Source organism: Ensifer sp. PDNC004 (assembly GCF_016919405.1).
GTDB lineage: Bacteria > Pseudomonadota > Alphaproteobacteria > Rhizobiales > Rhizobiaceae > Ensifer.
Genome location: NZ_CP070353.1, coordinates 368775 through 385341, shown reverse-complemented (window position 1 = coordinate 385341; position 16567 = coordinate 368775). Strand labels below are relative to the sequence as shown.

Below are 16567 nucleotides of genomic sequence, written 5' to 3'. Positions count from 1 at the left end.
ATAGAACACCGCGCGTCTTTTCAGACGCGCGGTGCCTTTACTCTTTCCTGATGGTTGTATCTGGCCGATCAGAAGGCCAGACGATTGCTGGACCAGACCGGGCCGAGGCGCTCTTCTTCCTTGAGCGTCGTCGAACCGTAGGAGAAGCGCAGGCCACCGAAGAGGGTGCTGGTGTCGCCGGAAACCGAGGCGCTCAGCCCCGAAAGCTCTTCGTTGGTGTATTTGTAGCCGGCAAAGAGCGTGACCGGGAAAGCGTCCAGCCGGTAGTTGGCCGTCAGCTTCACGCTGCGCAGGTCGTAATCCAGATCGTTTTCGCTGATGCGATGCAGCGAGCCGTCGACGTCGAAGCGCAGGTTGTCGGTCGCGTAGATGCGGGCGCCGAGCGAACCCATGTAATGGTCGGCATCGATGTCCTCGAAGTCTTCGACGCTCGCCTGGCCGTAGCCGAGCGCGCCGTGCAGCGTCCAGGTATCGAGGAAGTAAGCCGCCTCGACACCACCCATGTAGTCGTTGAGGTCGACGCCGATACCCGGGTCGAGCCGTGCGCCCTGCACGAAGACGCCGGCCGCAAAGAGATCGTTGCGGTAATAGCCGTGCAGCGCGCCGTCATAGCTGTTGGTGTCGATATCCTCGAAGGAGGCGCGCGTGTAGCCGAGATCGACCTGCAGGTTCATGCCGGCGCCGGCGTCGAAGTTCACCGCGCCGCGCAGGTCCCATGCATCCGCATCGATATCGCCGGGCGAGTCCACGGCCGCGCCATAGGACGTCTCGACGTAGCCGACGATGCCGCCCGACGCCTGCTCCACCGGCACCTCATAGGCGTCCTGCGGCCCCACCAATGGCCCGTCGATATCGGCAGCCGCCGCAATCGAAACACTTGAAAGAAGAAAAATGACGAAACCGCTCGTCCTGACCATTGCCCCACTCCGGTTCAAACCCCGAAAATAAGGTAAACGAACACGGTTAATACAATCTCTACGGGAAGCAGATCAGACCTTCAGCCAACGTCGACACGATCCGGACATTGCGGCAGCCGTTCATCGCGCCGGCCGTTCGTCCCGCCCGCCGCGCAACACTTTGGAGCCGCACGGTATCAGCGGCTGCGCCCCTGCAGTGGGGACTTGTCTGATCCGCCCGGTGATCTGTCGGCCACCTTCTCCCTGCATGCGGGGAGGACGCGCGTGGAGCCCGCTCGCCTCGACAACAAGCGATGCATCTCCACGCCGGTCTCATTTTCGCTCTGGTCTCGTTGGCCTGCCTGAACCAAACGCCATTTGACGCTCGTTGCGACGGCATTCGAACCCCGCGATCAAGGCGCGTCCCCTCTCCCCGCCTGCGGGGAGAGGGTTAGTCCTCGGGTTAAACCCGAGGAGAGGTGCAAGGCCGCCCCAAGGTTCAGCAAGGAGCCCTTACTGGTTGGCGATCTTTTCGCGCAGGCGCTCGTCCTGGGCGGCGATCTCCGGCGTTACCAGGTCGCCGAAATCTTCCATCTCGAAGACCGGGCGGATTTCGATTTCGCTCGGACCCGGCATCGGGTTCGGGCAACGCTTCACCCAGGCGATCGCCTCGGCCATGTCCTTGACCGTCCAGATCCAGAAGCCAGCGACCAGTTCCTTGGTCTCGGCGAACGGACCGTCGATGACCATCCGGTCGGCGCCGTCAAAGGCGACGCGGGCGCCCCGCGACGAAGGCTGCAGCCCCTCGCCCGCCTGCATGATGCCGGCATTGACCAGTTCCTCGTTGTACTTGCCCATGGCTTCCAGGAGTTCGGTCGAGGGCATGTTGCCCGCTTCGCTGTCCTCGGTCGCCTTTACAAAAACCACTACGCGCATTGTCGATTCTCCTCTGTCACACCGGTCCCGGTCCTCGTGACCTCAGGGGTGCCGGCGTGGTGAAACCCAGATAGGTAGAGCAGGTTACGGGCGAAAGACCCGCGCGGATTTTTTTCCTATCCCGCTCCGATGAAGGAAGCCAGATTGCCTCCCTGCCTAAATGACGAACGGGAAATCACGGTGCCGACAGCGGTGTCGAAATTTTCCGAAAATAGATTGGCGCGGGGAAACGAAGAGAAAAATGCGCTGTTCGACGAGACCATCGACGCCGATCCGAATGTGTCCCATTGGCTCAAGCCCCACCCCCTTCCACCCTCATCTGGCGGCTTGGCACGACGCCAGCCGCACCCACCCTCATCTCCGTGCTCGTCACAGAGATCCAGCAGCCGTGCGTCGGCACGGCGGGAAATGCAGTCCTGGCACGTGAACGTCCGGCCTGGTGGGAAAAGTCCCTCGCGCCGCCGACGCGACGCGGCTGGTGACAAGCACAGGAATGAGCGGGCGATGTTGGCGCCGGTCACGAAAAAGGGCCACGCCGCGCCGGCATGGCCCTCTGTTAGCGCTGTGGTGTCTTGCCGAAAACCTCGGCCCCGCTCGCCTACTGCGCCTGCATATGCAGGTCCGCCATCGCCTGCCGCAGATCGTCGATCGGGGTCTGGCCCGCCATCTTCTTGCCTTCCAGTTCCGGCGGCATCTTCCAGCCGGGGTCGATGCCTTCCATGTTGGGCAGCTCGTGGGCGATGCCCTTGTGGCAGTCGATACAGGTGGCCTTGCCCGACAGCAGATAGCGGGTATGGATCTCGGCCGCGCGCTGCGTCTGCTTCTGCAGGTCCATGGCGACGGAGGAATGGCAGTTGCGGCATTCCAGGCTGTCGTTGGCCTTCATGCGCGCCCATTCGTGCTGCGCCAGTTCCAGCCGCTTTTCGAGGAACTTCGACCGGGTGTTGATCGTGCCGAAGATTTTGCCCCAGACCTCCTTGGAGGCCTGCATCTTGCGGGCGATCTTGTCGGTCCACTGGTGCGGCACGTGGCAGTCCGGACAGGTGGCGCGCACGCCCGAGCGGTTGGAGAAGTGGATGGTGCGCGTCAGTTCCTGGTAGACGTTGTCGTGCATCTCGTGACACGAGGTGCAGAACTTCTCGGTGTTGGTGAGCTCCAGCGCCGTGTTGAAGGCGCCCCAGAACATGACGCCGCCGACGAAGCCGCCGAGCGTGAGGAAGCCGAGGCCCAGCGTGCCCGCCGGCGTCTTCATGATGCCCCAGGCCCAGAGGATGATTGTCCTGATCCAACCGATCATATCGTCACTCGCTTCCGGCCGGCTTGAAGCCCAGTTCGCTCATGTCCTTGAAATTGCTCGGCACCAGCGGGCTGGTGTCGGCCTGCGGCACGTGGCAGGCGGTGCAGAAGTAGCGCCGCGGCGAAACGTCGGCGATCATCTGCCCGTCGCGCGTCATGTAGTGGGTGACGCTGATCATCGGCGCGCCCGAATCCTGGGTGAACTCGCGCTTGTGGCAGGACAGGCACCGGTTGGCATTGACCGAAAGCTCATAGCCCTCGATCGAATGCGGAATCACCGGCGGCTGGTCGGGATAGGCGCGCATCTTGCGCTTGTCGTCGACCACCCATTTCGGCAGCGGTGCCGCCGCCTCCGTCGCCATCTGCGGCGTCGGCCCTTCGAGCTGCGGCACCAGCTTTTCCGCGACCTGCGCGACCGCCGCCGTCGTGACGAACACCATCAGCCCGGCTGCAAGGGCCATCCAGGCGGGCCGGCGCCGGTCAAATCCGGCAGGAGCGCGATGCGGTTTTGCGTCCGGAGTTGCCGCACGAAAAAGCGACACGGCCCGGACCAGCCGTGACCACCCTAGAGGGTGACGGGAAGAATCTTGACCGCGCATTTTTTGAAATCCGTCTGTTTGGAGATGGGATCGGTGGCGTCGAGGGTAACCTTGTTGATCAGCTGGCTGGCGTCGAACCAGGGTACGAAGACGACGCCGGGCGGCATGCGGTTGCGGCCGCGGATGTCGACGCGCGAGCGAATCTCGCCGCGCCGCGAGACGATGCGCACTTCCATGCCCTGGTTGATGCCGCGCTTGCGGGCATCCTCCGCGTTCATGAAGACGCGCGCGCCCGGAAACGCCTTGTAGAGTTCCGGCACCCGCATGGTCATCGAGCCCGAGTGCCAGTGTTCGAGCACGCGACCGGTCACCAGCCAGGTATCGTATTCGTCGTCAGGAGATTCGGCAGGCGGCTCGTAAGGCACCGCAAGGATGATCGCCTTGCCGTCCTTGTTGCCGTAGAACTTCACGCCCTCGCCCGGCTTCACATAGGGGTCGAAGCCCTCGCGGTAGCGCCAGCGCGTCTCCTGGCCGTTGACGACAGGCCAGCGCAGCCCGCGCACCTCGTGATAGGTGTCGTAAGGCGCCAGATCATGGCCATGGCCGCGGCCGAAAGTGGCATATTCCTCGAACAGCCCTTTCTGAATGTAGAAGCCGAAGTCCTTGGCCTCGTTGTTGTCGTATTCGGCGCTGACGTCGGTGATCGGGAAGCGATCGACTTCGCCGTTCTTGAACAGAACCTCGAACAGCGTCTTGCCGCGATATTCGGGGCTGGCGTCGAGGATTTCCTTGGGCCACACCTCGTCGGTGGTAAAGCGCTTGGAGAACTCCACCATCTGCCAGAGATCCGAGCGCGCCTCGCCGCGCGCCTGCACCAGTTGGTGCCAGACATGGGTGCGCCGCTCGGCATTGCCGTAAGCCCCTTCCTTCTCCACCCACATGGCGGCGGGCAGGATCAGGTCGGCGCTCATCGCGGTGATCGTCGGATAGGCATCGGAAACGACGATGAAATTATCCGGGTTGCGATAGCCCTGCCAGGTCTCGTTGGCGGTGTTCGGGCCTGCCTGGACGTTGTTGTTGACCTGCACCCAGTAGAAATTGAGCTTGCCGTCCTTCAGCATCCGGTCCTGCTGCACGGCGTGATAGCCGGGCTTTTCCGGGATGATGCCGTGCGGAATGCGCCAGATTTCTTCGGCATGCTTGCGGTGCTCGGGATTGGTCACCACCATGTCGGCCGGCAGGCGATGGGCGAAGGTGCCGACCTCGCGCGCCGTGCCGCAGGCGGACGGCTGGCCGGTCAGCGAGAACGGGCTGTTGCCGGGCTCGGAGATCTTTCCGGTCAGAAGATGCAGATTGTAGACCATCTGGTTGGCCCACACACCACGCACATGCTGGTTGAAGCCCATGGTCCAGAGCGACATCACCTTGCGGCTCGGGTCGGCATAAAGCTCGGCCAGCTGCTCCAGGAACTCCGGATCGACGCCGGTCATCTCGGCGGTCTTCTTCAGCGTGTATTCGGAAACGAATTCCTTGAACGCCTCGAAATCCATCGGCTCGGTCTTGCCGGGGTCCTTCGAGTTGGCGGCATTGACCTCGACCGGATTGTCGGGCCGCAGGCCATAGCCGATGTCGGTGACTCCGCGCGCAAACTTCGTGTGCTTTTTGACGAAGTCCTCGTTGACCTTGCCGGTCGTGATGATGTGGTTGGCGATGTAGTTGAGAATGACGAGGTCGGTACCGGGCTTGAAAACGATCGGTATGTCGGCCAGGTCCATGCTGCGATGGGTGAAGGTCGAAAGCACCGCGACGCGCACATGCGGCTGGCCGAGACGCCGGTCGGCGACGCGGGTCCAGAGGATCGGGTGCATCTCCGCCATGTTCGAGCCCCAGAGCACGAAGGCATCGGCGTTCTCGAAGTCGTCGTAGCAGCCCATCGGCTCGTCCATGCCGAAGGTGCGCATGAAGGCGACGGCGGCCGACGCCATGCAGTGGCGGGCGTTGGGGTCGAGGTTGTTGGAGCGGAAGCCCGCCCGCATCAGCTTGGTCGCCGCATAGCCCTCGAAGATCGTCCATTGGCCGGAGCCGAACATGCCGAGCGCCGTCGGCCCCTTCTCCTTCAGCACCTTCTTTGCCTGCTCGGCCATGACGTTGAAGGCCTCGTCCCAGCTGACGGGCTCGAACTCGCCGTCCTTGGCGTAGGCGCCGCCACGCTTCCTCAGGAGCGGCGTCGTCAGCCGGTCGTTGCCGTACATGATCTTGGAGAGGAAGTAGCCCTTGATGCAGTTGAGGCCGCGGTTGACCTCCGCCTGCATGTCGCCGTGGGTGGCGACCACCTGGCCTTCCTTCACGCCGACCATGACGCCGCAGCCCGTGCCGCAGAAGCGACAGGGCGCCTTCGACCACTTGATCTCCAGCGCGTTGACGCCGCCCGGCACCGGCTGTGCGGCGGCAGGCAGCGCAATGCCGGCCGTGGCGGCGGCGATGCCGGCCGCATGGGCCTTCAGAATGTCACGCCGCGTCAGTTCTCCGCTCATGGCTCCTGCCCTTCCTCTTCCATTTCCACATGCTCGAAAACCATGTTGGCCGAGATCACCCCGTCGAGCAGCGAGATCTGCGTCAGCCGTTCGCCGAGCGCACCTGTGCTTCTGCCTTCGATGACGACGACGATCTTGCCGCCGCCATGGCCATGGATTTCGACGTTTTCCATTCCCGCGAGCGTCGCCAGGATCGCTTCGGTGCTCTGCGGCATCGTGGCGACCACGGCGCTCGATATGTGATAGGGCGTGCCCGCCTTTGCCGTTGCGGCCTCAGACATGAGCCACCTCCAATTCCAATGCCTTCACCGCAATCGCACTCACCGGGCAGCCGCTGATACAGGCGCCGCAGCCGGTGCATTTCGCCTCGTTGATCTCAGGCTGGAACGGCCCGCCGATGCGCGGGCGAAAACGGATCGCCTGCTCCGGACAGCTTTCGCCGCAGGACTGGCAGGCAACGTAGCGGCGCGCGAGACAGCTGTCAGTAACAGCGGCGACATGCGGAAAACGCCGCACGTCCATCGCCTCGAACACAGGCTCCGGGCAGGCTTGCGCGCAGGCGCCACAGAAGGTGCATTCGCCACCCGAAAAGTCGACGAAGGGAAGACCGTCCGAAAGACGGATTATGGCGGTGGGACATCGTTCCACGCAGGCGCCGCAACCGGTGCAAGAGGCAAGGCTCAGCTCCGAAACACCCGGCGGACGGACACGGACCGGCTTTGCGGCAGCGCGGCCGGTAAAAAGTTCACGGCGTGAAAGAGGTTCGACCTTCATGGATCGACCTCAATGCCCGGGCGGGCCCGGTGGGCCGAAGATGATTTGCAGCATCCAGACGAGGAAACCATAGCCGCCGACGATGCCGACGGCGACGATCGGCCAGATGCCGAAGGCGAGCACGAAGAAGGTGATCAGCTCCGCGCGTCGCGAGCGCGGCGGCTTTTCGACCGGCTGTGCCTGAACGACTTCCGGCATTCCTGCGTCCCCCAACACAATCCAAGGTAAGATGCGCCACCGGAAATAAAAATCAATCCCGTGACCGGCCGATGACAGATTTTCACCGGACCTCAGAGTAAATGCGAAACAGAAGGGGTCTTTGATCTGTGTCAAATCGACAGGAAACAGGCGCCGGCTTCGCCAGAAATTCTCAAGCGCCGCTTCGGCGTAACTTGCGGACGGCAATCAGCTTTTATGCAGACCGATATATTTCTAGGAAAATATCGCTTCTCGCCCGATCACCAAGGCCCACCGGATCCTGCAAATTGAACGGCTATCTTGCCCGCGGCAAAGGCAGCCAGCCCCGGCGGCAGGACGAGAGACGCCCGCCCTTGCAACCCTGGGCTTTGCAGCCTACTTCTTGGCGCATGACACAGCTGATCGAAATCGGAACCGCGCGCGTCCTGCACTGCGCTGACAATGGCCCCCTGCTTGCAGCCCCGGGCGACGCCAATGATTTTCTGGGCGATGGCTGGGCGCATGAGGCCGACTTGCTGGCGGTCCCGGTGGAGCGGCTGGGCCCCGATTTTCTCGATCTCTCGAGCCGCGTCGCCGGCGAAGTGTTCCAGAAATTCGTCAACTATCGCATGCGGCTCGCCATTGTCGGCGATATCAGCGCCCGGCTCGAAGCCAGCATGGCGCTGACCGATTTCGTGCGCGAGGCGAACAAGGGGACATCCATCTGGTTCGTGCCGGATTTCGAAACGCTTCGCGCCCGGCTCGAGCGCTTGCCGGCCGCCTGAACGCGGTAAGGTCTGGCGACCAGCCCAGATCGATGGGAGGCCCACGACGATGACGCCAGGCCCACCGTACACCGGAAATCGCCCGTCGGTCACGCTGGCGACCGATCGCCTCCTCCTGCGCCCGACAACGCCGGCCGACGCTGAGCGCGCCTTCGAGATCCAGTCGGATTGGGATGTCACGCGCATGCTGCGCATGGCGCAGTTCCCGCCCGATCTCGAAGACATGACCGGCTGGTTCGCCGAGCACCCGCAGGAGTGGATCGCCGGCACGGCCTTTCGATTTGCCGTCGAACGCAATGCCCGCATGATCGGCCTGGTCGATCTTGACGGGATCGACGGTGAGCAAGGCGAACTCGGCTATTGGCTGGAAAAGCCGAGCTGGGACCAGGGCTACGCCTTCGAGGCGGCAAAGAAGGTGGTGGCCTTCGCCTTCGAGCAACTCGGGCTCGCGAGGTTGAAAACAGGCCACGCGGCCGACAATCCCGCCTCCGGCAAGGTGCTGCTCAAGCTCGGCTTTCGCCCGCAGCAGGCCATGCGGAAGACCTCCCGCTCAAGGGGCGAAGAGATCCTGCACCAGAGCTACAGCCTCACCTCGGACGAATGGCGCAATCTGCCGGGTTTCGATCGCTGAGCGGCGCCGTTGCCGATTTCGCCCGACCGGCGGGATCACCGCTCTCCCGCGGGCCCCGCGGCCGCGGCCTGTTCTGCGCGCACTCCGCGTAGCGCCCTGCCCGCAATGGCGATCGCCAGCGCAGCCACGGTCAACAGCCCGGCGACTGCAAAGGTTACCTCCATGCCCCGGGCGACCGCCGCCGGTGCGGCCCCGGCCATGTCGCTTGCCGCAACCGCTGCGGCGAAGACAGCGCCCATGACCGATGCGCCAGTGACGAGGCCGAGATTGCGCGAAAGGTTGAGCAGGCCGGAAACGACGCCGCGCCGGTCCGCGCTGACATCCGCCATGACCGCCGTGTTGTTGGCCGCCTGGAACAGCTGGTAGCCGGGCGTCAGAACCGCGATCGCCGCAACATAGCCGGCAACGCCAAAGAGCCACGGCAGCAGCACGAGCGCGGCGCAGCCCGAAACCATCGCCGCCAGCCCGACCGTAATCACGGAGCCCGCGCCCAGGCGATCGACGATGCGACCGGCAACAACGCCCCCGAGGGCCGAGATGACCGGCCCGACCGACAGCACGAGCCCGACCATCGCCGCATCGAGGCCGAGCCCGCGCGACAGATAAAACGGCCCGACCACCAGCGTTGCCATCATCACGGTCGAGACCAGCGCATTGGTCGAGAGCCCTCGGCTCAAAACCGGATCGCGCAACATCGCCGGCCGGATCAGCGGTGAGGCTACCCTGGCCTCGACCAGCAGGAACAGCGCAAGCCCCACGGCAGCGACAGAAAGCAGCGCGACGTTGAGCGTCCCGAAGCTGCCCCGCCCCACCGTCATCGCCAGCGCATAGGCGCCGAGCGAAAACGCAAGCAGCAAGGTGCCGGCGACATCGAAGCGTGGGCGCTCCCCGCCATCGAGGTTTCGGTCTGCGGGAAGATACCGATGGGCGAGCACGAGCGCCACGAACCCCAGCGGCACATTGACGAAGAAGATCGCCCGCCAGCCGGGGCCGGCGAGCAGCGCACCGCCGAGCGACGGCCCGAGCGCCGTGCCGATGGCCGACATGGTGCCGAGCATACCCATGGCGCTGCCGGTCCTTTCCTTCGCCACCGCCTCGCCGACAAAGGCCATGGTCAGCGCCATCATGATCGCAGCGCCGATGCCCTGCGCGGCCCGCGCGGCGACCAGCAGCGCAAAGCCCGGCGTCAGACTGCAAAGAGCCGAGGCTGTCGTAAAGAGCGCGATGCCGGCAACAAGCAGCCGCCGCCGGCCGACGATATCGCCGAGCCGCCCGACGCTGACGATCAGCGTGGTGATGGCAAGCAGATAGGCAAGCACCACCCATTGCACCGCCTGGAACGAGACACCGAAGGCGTCCGCCAGCGCCGGCAGCGCGACATTGGCGCTGCTGGTGCCAAGCGAGGAGAGCAGCATCGACAGCGACAGGCTGGCGATCACCCAGCGAACCGGCGCGCCGGAAGCCTTGGCAGGCCCGATAGCGCTCATCGGCCACCTCCCGCGAGCGAAGCCTTGCGTCGTCCATTTGCAGCGCGGGAAATCGCAAGGAAACAGGGCGGTAGCGCGCTTTCATGATTCAAAATATGCGGCAACGACTTTGGGTCAGACCGGGAAATCAGGGATTGGGCAGCGGGCATTAGCGGGCATGGCGTCATCGGAAAACCCTCCAAATTCGGTTCTCCGAAAAATTAGACCTTAGCCTCATATGGCGGAAGGCGCAGCATTTGCACTTCATTCGTGCGTTTAACGCCACATCTCACAGAGCTCGTGTTATGAAGGGTGATGACCAGACCGGATCTCAACCTGCTCGTGACCCTCGATGTGCTGCTTGCCGAAGGCAGCGTCGCCCGCGCCGCAAGGCGCCTGCGGCTCAGCCCCTCAGCCATGAGCCGGGCGCTGGCAAGACTGCGCGAGGCGACCGGCGACCCGCTGCTGGTGCGCGCCGGCCGCGGCCTTGTTCCGACCCCAAGGGCGGTGGAGCTGCGCGCGCGCACCGGCCCCATCGTCGAAGCGGCCGAAGCCTGCCTTCGCCCGGCCGAGAGCCTGGACCTGAAGACACTCACCCGCACCTTCACCCTCAGGAACCGCGAGGGTTTCGTCGAAAACTTCGGCGCAGCGCTGATTGCCCGTCTCGCGCGCGAGGCGCCCGGCGTGCGCCTGCGTTTCGTGCAGAAGCTGGACCGGGAAAGCAGTCCGCTTCGCGAGGGCGGCATCGACCTCGAAACCGGCGTTGTCGGTGAGAACACAGGCCCGGAGCTTCGCGCCCAAGCCCTCTTTCATGATCGTTTCGTCGGCGTGGTTCGCCCGGGGCACCCCTTAACCACGGGCGAAATCACGCCGGCCCGCTACGCTGCAGCCCACCACATCCATGTCTCGCGCCGCGGCAACGACACCGGCCCGATCGACGACGCCCTTGAGGCGGCCGGACTCAGCCGGCCGATCGCCGCCTCCGTCGGCAGCTTCTCCGAGGCATTGGCGCTCGCCCGCGCCACGGATCTCGTCGCCAGCGTGCCCGAACGCTATACGGGGACGCTGCGCCAGGATCTCGCCACCTTTGCCCTGCCCGTCGCCCTGCCCGAAATCACCATCTCGCTGCTCTGGCACCCCCGCCTGGATGCGGATCCGGCGCACCGGTGGTTAAGGGCGTGCGTGCGGGAGGTGTGCACCGCATAGGCCGCGAAAGACGCCAGCCACGCAAGCGGATGCGCAGCGACATCGGCGATGCGTTGTGATGGGTCGGGACCGCCAGCCGCGGTTGCCTACAACAGGCCATCGCGCTATCAGCGCAAGTCCGGCCGCGAAGCGCTGCCTCGCCAGCACACGTCAAAACCCGCACAGGAGAACGCGATGTTCGACCACGTCAAATTCGGTGTCCGCGACTATCCGGCAAGCCTCGACTTCTACCTGAAGGCGCTCGAACCGCTCGGCGTCGCCGTGGTCGATCACGGCGCCCATGGTGTCGAAATGAGCACGGACGACAAGTCGTCGCTTTGCCTCTACCAGACCGAGGAAACGCCGGCGCACCTTCACCTGGCCTTCGTGGCCGAGACCCGCCAGCAGGTCGACGCCTTCTACCACGCAGCCCTTGCGGCCGGCGGCAAGGACAACGGCGCCCCCGGCCTGCGCCCGCGCTACCACGCCAACTACTACGCCGCCTTCGTCCTCGATCCGGACGGCCACAACATCGAGGCGGTCTGCCACGCGGCCGAATCCTGATCGGACCAGGCTAGCCGAGATTCCTAGGGTTTGTAGGGATCCGGCGTTCCGGCCTTGATCGGCGGGTATCTGGCAAGCGTCGCCTCGAACGAGGCCGGCCCGGCCCCGGGACAGATGGACCGACGCTTAAAACCAATAGCGCCGCATCCGCGCCAGGAATTCGACGGTCACGGGAAAGCCCGAGGCGCTGCCGAGGACGGAATCGATGCCGCAGCGGGGGCAGACCGCCGTGCTGTCGTCGTCGATCCATTCCGTGATCTCGGCCGGCTGGTAGATCTCGCAGCAATAGAAGCAGCCGCAGGATGGGCTTGCTTCGAGTTCCGCGCGGTGGTTGGCGCTATGCTTGTGCGCCCGAATGATCGTCTCGTCCATGCCGCAATCATTGTCGTATGCACGACAGGTTGTCCAGCGGCCGTCGCCCGCAACGCACGGGCGAAGTTCAACGACATATGCGGGCCGCCTTGATGACCTTTGGCAGCGAATGATGTGACGGCGCAGCCAACGCCCGGCCGAACGCCCAGCCAATGGCCATGATTTTTGACAGAGGCGCTCTTGAGCCACATCCGGTTGAGGCTAAGCTGCCCCGCAGCGACCGGACGGGCGGCGAGCTTGCTCTGCGACGCGACCGCACACGAGACGGCGTCGACCACGGAGCCGAATTCCACGATCGCGCCGTCGCCCATGAGCTTGACGATGCGCCCGTAAAAATCGTTCAGAAGCGGATCGAAAATTTCGGATCGCCACGTCTTGATGGCGGCCAGCGTGCTCGCCTCGTCGGCTCTATCAATCGCGAATAGCCAACGATGTCGACGGCAAGAATGGCGACCAGCCGACGTTCTGCGCGAAATGCTTCCATGACCACCTCTCCCGAAGGTGCCGAAGTCCTCGCTGCTGCCTGTTGCCTTGTTTTACCGCGCGCGGACCGGCCGTCACCCCGCCCCCGCCTTCTGTAGCCCCTCGCGCAGGTGCTCGCTGTCCGCCTCCTGCGCATAATGCATCGTCGCCAGAAACGCCTCGACGTCAAACGATGGACACAGCGCCCTGACCTTGGCGATATGCGCGCCCGCCGCGATCGCATCGCCGCGCCAGCCGTGGCAGGCGGCGACGAAGGCGTGCTGGGTTTCGTCCATCGAGGTCAGGTGCATGAAGGCCTCGATCGCCTCGCCATATCGGCGCGCAGCAAAGTGAGCCTTGCCGAGGTGGCTCCAGAAGCGCTCGGGATGATGGGGGTTGAGGCGCATCGCCTTCAGGATCCATTCCGCCCCCTCCTCCGGCCGGCCGAGCCAGGTCAGGAGTTCGCCCTGCTGCACCACGACGAGGTCGTAATTGGGGTTGAGGAACAGCGCCCGCTCCTGGTGATAGCGCGCCGTCGTCAGCGCGTTGGTGTTGACGTTGACGGCGGCAAGGATGCGATGCACGTCGGCGTCGTTGTCGTCGAGCGCAAGCGCCCGTTCCAGCTCGGCATTGACCTCGGCCCAGGTCGCCTCCTTGTCCGCACACCAGCCATACACCCAGGATTGCCCGAGGATGCAGGCGCGCCAGGCATGGGCATGGGCATAGCCGGGGTCGAGCGAAACGGCCCGGTCGATCAGCGCCTGCGCCTGCCTGTTGTCCTCGGCGCTGCTGCGGTGGTGCAGCACCTTGGCGGCGAGCGCACATTCGTAAGCCGCCATGTTGGCCGGCTTGGTGCGCGAAAGCTGGTCGCGCTGGGCGGCCTCCAGCCGGCCGGGCACGGTCGCGGCGATCGCCGCCGTCACCTCGTCCTGAATGGCGAAGATGTCATCGAGCTGCCGGTCGTATTTGTCGGCCCAGATATGCGCGTCGTTGACCGCGTCGATGAGCTGCACGGTGACGCGCACCCGCTCGCCGATCTTGCGCACGCTGCCTTCCACCAGATATTGCGCCCCGAGGCTGGCGGCCACTTCGCGCACGTTCACCGACTGGTTCTTGTAAACGAAGGAGGAGTTGCGCGAGATCACGAAGAGCTCGTGCCGTCGCGAAAGCTCGGTGATGATATCCTCGGTCAGCCCGTCGGCGAAGAACTCCTGGTCCGGATCGCCGCTCATATTGTCGAAGGGCAGCACCACGATCGTCGGTTTGCAAACACCCGTCTTCGCCTCGCCGTCCCCCGTGGAAGCTGTGAGCCCCAGGCTCTCGAGCCCGATGCGGTAGAGGCGCACCGGGCGGCTGATGTTCTTCAAGGTCTTCTCGCCAAGATCGTCGATCGGCAGTTCCAGCCGGTCGGCCACCTGCGTTGCCACCGCCGCCGTCACGCAGATGCCGCCGACTTCGGCCAGTTGCTCGGCGCGCGCGGCGATGTTGACGCCGTCGCCGAAGATATCGTCGTCCTCGAAGATGATGTCGCCGAGATTGATCCCGATGCGAAACTCGATCCGCCGGTCCGCCGGCACGTCGGAGTTCCGCCTCTTCATGCGCTGCTGGATCTCGACCGCGCATTTGACCGCATCGGTCACGCTCTGGAATTCCACCAGCAGCCCGTCGCCGGTGGTCTTGATCAGCCGTCCCTTGTTCTTGGCGATCGCGGGATCGATAAGCTCGATGCGATGGGTGCGAAGCCGCGCAAGCGTGCCTGCTTCATCGGCCTCCATCAGCCTGGAGTAGCCGGCCATATCGGCCGCCAGCACTGCAGCTAATCTCTGCTCCATGGGCTTGCCAACACGTTGAAAAGCGGCCCGTTCCGGTCTTCCGGACCAAGGAGATATCCGGTCCGATATTATCGCAGCACGAAACGATCTCCTATCTAAATTAGCAAATGCAAACTGAAAGGGGTCCATATGCGCCGGCTCTCAGCAGCCGGCCGCCGGTAGGCCTCAGCGCATTGCGACTTGACAATAATTGCCTTAGGCAACTAATTACCTGATTAAAGCAAATTCATAAGGACATCCCATGTCTCCGCAGCACATCGACGACCGCGCCCAGACGGTGCGGCGCTTCAACCGTTTTTACACCCGGCTGATGGGCCTGCTGCACGAACATCTTCTCGCCAGCGCCTTTTCGCTGACGGAGGTCCGTATCCTCTATGAGCTGGCGCACCGCTCCGGTCTGACCGCGAGCGACCTCTGCCGCGAACTCGGCCTCGACGCTGGGTATCTGAGCCGCGTCATTGCCGGCTTCGAGAAGAAGGGGTTGATCGAAAAGAGCCGTTCGCCGGACGACGGCCGGGTCACGCAGCTCACGCTGACGGATGCAGGCCGCGCGATCTTCCAGCCGCTGGAGGATGCGTCCCAGCGCGAAGTGGTCGCCATGCTGCAAAAACTCTCGGTGCCGGAACAACGGCAGCTGGTGGGCGCCATGGGCGAGATCGAGAGCCTGCTTGCCGACGAGCGCACGCCGGGCTTCATCCTGCGCGATCCGCAGCCGGGCGACATGGGCTGGGTGATCCACCGCCAGGGCGCGCTTTATGCGCAGGAATATGGCTGGACCACCGCGTTCGAGGCGCTGGTCGCCGAGATCGTCGTCAAATACATGCACGACTACGATGCGAAGTCGGACCGCTGCTGGATCGCCGAAAAGGACGGCAAGGTCGTCGGCTCGGTGTTTCTCGTCCGCCATGACGAGACGACGGCGAAGCTGCGCCTGCTCTACGTCGAGCCGAGCGCCCGAGGCCTCGGCATCGGCCGCCGGCTGGTCGAGGAATGCATGCGCCACGCCCGTCTTCTCGGCTACATCAGGATGGTTCTCTGGACCAATGCCGGCCTCGATGCCGCCCGCCACATCTATGAAAAAGCCGGCTTCGCGCTGATCGAGGAAGAACAGCACCACAGCTTCGGCAAGGATCTCACCGGCCAGATTTTCGCGCGGGATCTGTAGAAACGGCCGGCAACGCATCGCCGCCCCGGGGGGGCGCAGCTATTGCGGGAACCGATGGCGGACGCCAGTTGCCGGCCGGTCGATACGGTGACGAGGTTGAACGCCCCGTCACTGAGACGATAGAACCCATCCTGCGGCACCGGCAATTCCAGCATTTCCCGCCTGGAGAGGCCGGCATAGACGCCGCGCAGCAGCCGGCCGAACAGCCCATGGGAAATCGCGACCGTCGGCCGCCGGATATCCGCAAGCCAGCTTTTCGCTCGTGCGCAGGCGGCATCAAAACTCTCTCCGTCCGGCGAGCGGAAATACCAGTCGAAGACATCGGAGCCGTCGAGCAGACCCGGATACTCCATGTCGATCTCGAACTTGGTCATCCCATCCCAGCAGCCGACCGAAACCTCCATCAACCGCGCATCCTCGCGGCGCGCCAGCGGCAGCACCCGCTGAACCCTTTCAGCGGTTTCGCGGGTCCGTCCGAGCGGGCTGACATGCATCTCGATCGACTGCACATCTTCACCGATCTCGGCGCCCAGGAGGTGGGCGACGGCGTCCGCCTGCGCGACGCCAAGCCTCGTCAGCGGCGAATCCAGCTGCCCCTGGAAGCGACCGAGCGTATTCCAGACGGTTTCGCCGTGGCGCAGAAGATAGATCAAGACCTGGCCTTCCTTCAAAACTTGTGGCTATCGATCGCTGTCGTTCGAACCGGCGTTCACAGATGCCTCCCACTCCGGCTCCGGCGATGGCACGCATCATCACTGGATGATGCAGGTTCCCGGCCAATCCCGGCAGGAGTTCCGCGCGCAGCTTCCCAGAGACATCCCGGCAATCAGTACGCAGACGATGACGGCAATCTTTCGCGACATTACGCTACCTCAAGTTTCGGTCCCTCGTTTCTCACCCGTTCCGATCATCGCGTCAACGCGTTTCCCCAGCGGGAAAAAGGAGAAAGGCCA

Annotated in this window: 16 protein-coding genes and 2 pseudogenes; 5 read left to right on the top strand and 13 right to left on the bottom strand. The window is 64.3% G+C overall.

The features are described from left to right. Positions 1-68: 68 nt before the first annotated feature. From JVX98_RS09775 to napE, 8 genes are all read right to left on the bottom strand, one after another. Entirely contained in the window at positions 69-917 is an 849-nt protein-coding gene (locus tag JVX98_RS09775; RefSeq protein WP_205238453.1) for a hypothetical protein, read from the bottom strand. Positions 918-1409: 492 nt separating this feature from the next. Next, entirely contained in the window at positions 1410-1832 is a 423-nt protein-coding gene (locus JVX98_RS09770) for a YciI family protein (RefSeq protein ID WP_192446578.1), read from the bottom strand. Between the two features lie 598 nt (positions 1833-2430). Then, positions 2431-3129 (bottom strand): NapC/NirT family cytochrome c, encoded by a 699-nt coding sequence (locus tag JVX98_RS09765; RefSeq protein WP_043620248.1) that lies wholly within the window; start codon positions 3127-3129, stop codon positions 2431-2433. 4 nt (positions 3130-3133) lie between these two features. After that, the gene (locus JVX98_RS09760; protein ID WP_192446579.1) at positions 3134-3589 is read right to left on the bottom strand and encodes a nitrate reductase cytochrome c-type subunit; all 456 of its coding nucleotides are present in this window, start codon (positions 3587-3589) and stop codon (positions 3134-3136) included. Between the two features lie 104 nt (positions 3590-3693). Further along, entirely contained in the window at positions 3694-6201 is a 2508-nt protein-coding gene (gene napA / locus JVX98_RS09755) for a periplasmic nitrate reductase subunit alpha (RefSeq protein WP_205238452.1), read from the bottom strand. Continuing rightward, entirely contained in the window at positions 6198-6482 is a 285-nt protein-coding gene (locus JVX98_RS09750; protein WP_192446581.1) for a chaperone NapD, read from the bottom strand. The genes napA and JVX98_RS09750 overlap by 4 nt, the downstream gene beginning before the upstream one ends. Beyond that, positions 6475-6975 (bottom strand): ferredoxin-type protein NapF, encoded by a 501-nt coding sequence (gene napF / locus JVX98_RS09745; protein ID WP_205238451.1) that lies wholly within the window; start codon positions 6973-6975, stop codon positions 6475-6477. The genes JVX98_RS09750 and napF overlap by 8 nt, the downstream gene beginning before the upstream one ends. A 9-nt stretch (positions 6976-6984) precedes the next feature. Further along, positions 6985-7173 (bottom strand): periplasmic nitrate reductase, NapE protein, encoded by a 189-nt coding sequence (gene napE, locus JVX98_RS09740; RefSeq protein WP_192446583.1) that lies wholly within the window; start codon positions 7171-7173, stop codon positions 6985-6987. Between the two features lie 287 nt (positions 7174-7460). Between napE and JVX98_RS09735 the strand changes: the two genes are divergently transcribed. Both JVX98_RS09735 and JVX98_RS09730 read left to right on the top strand, forming a co-directional pair. Then, positions 7461-7937 carry a DUF4180 domain-containing protein gene (locus JVX98_RS09735; RefSeq protein WP_246764990.1) on the top strand — a complete coding sequence of 159 codons (477 nt, stop codon included), beginning with the start codon at positions 7461-7463 and terminating at the stop codon, positions 7935-7937. 49 nt (positions 7938-7986) lie between these two features. Then, complete coding sequence (locus JVX98_RS09730) at positions 7987-8568, top strand: GNAT family N-acetyltransferase (protein ID WP_205238450.1); 582 nt, start codon at positions 7987-7989, stop codon at positions 8566-8568. Between the two features lie 35 nt (positions 8569-8603). Here JVX98_RS09730 and JVX98_RS09725 read toward each other — a convergent pair whose 3' ends face one another. After that, entirely contained in the window at positions 8604-10055 is a 1452-nt protein-coding gene (locus JVX98_RS09725; RefSeq protein WP_205238449.1) for an MFS transporter, read from the bottom strand. A gap of 294 nt (positions 10056-10349) precedes the next feature. Here JVX98_RS09725 and JVX98_RS09720 point away from each other — a divergent pair, with 294 nt between their 5' ends. Next, complete coding sequence (locus tag JVX98_RS09720; protein WP_205238448.1) at positions 10350-11240, top strand: LysR family transcriptional regulator; 891 nt, start codon at positions 10350-10352, stop codon at positions 11238-11240. A 174-nt stretch (positions 11241-11414) separates the two neighbouring features. Then, on the top strand, positions 11415-11783 hold the full coding sequence (locus tag JVX98_RS09715; RefSeq protein WP_205238447.1) for a VOC family protein: 369 nt from the start codon (positions 11415-11417) through the stop codon (positions 11781-11783). 126 nt (positions 11784-11909) lie between these two features. On the opposite strand, the gene JVX98_RS09710 is transcribed toward JVX98_RS09715, so the two are convergent. The 3 genes and pseudogenes from JVX98_RS09710 to JVX98_RS09700 all read right to left on the bottom strand — a co-directional run bounded on the left by JVX98_RS09710 (position 11910) and on the right by JVX98_RS09700 (position 14449). Then, on the bottom strand, positions 11910-12155 hold the full coding sequence (locus tag JVX98_RS09710; protein WP_192446589.1) for a cytoplasmic protein: 246 nt from the start codon (positions 12153-12155) through the stop codon (positions 11910-11912). A gap of 218 nt (positions 12156-12373) precedes the next feature. Continuing rightward, positions 12374-12639: pseudogene (locus tag JVX98_RS32280) on the bottom strand (guanylyl cyclase); the annotation flags it as partial. 73 nt (positions 12640-12712) lie between these two features. Then, positions 12713-14449 (bottom strand): adenylate/guanylate cyclase domain-containing protein, encoded by a 1737-nt coding sequence (locus JVX98_RS09700; protein WP_205238445.1) that lies wholly within the window; start codon positions 14447-14449, stop codon positions 12713-12715. A gap of 241 nt (positions 14450-14690) precedes the next feature. Here JVX98_RS09700 and JVX98_RS09695 point away from each other — a divergent pair, with 241 nt between their 5' ends. Beyond that, a complete protein-coding gene (locus JVX98_RS09695) occupies positions 14691-15614 on the top strand; it encodes a bifunctional helix-turn-helix transcriptional regulator/GNAT family N-acetyltransferase (RefSeq protein ID WP_205238444.1) in 924 nt (307 codons plus the stop codon). Positions 15615-15694: 80 nt separating this feature from the next. Here the strand turns inward: JVX98_RS09695 and JVX98_RS09690 are convergent. Then, positions 15695-16267: pseudogene (locus JVX98_RS09690) on the bottom strand (histidine phosphatase family protein); the annotation flags it as partial. Positions 16268-16567: the final 300 nt, after the last annotated feature.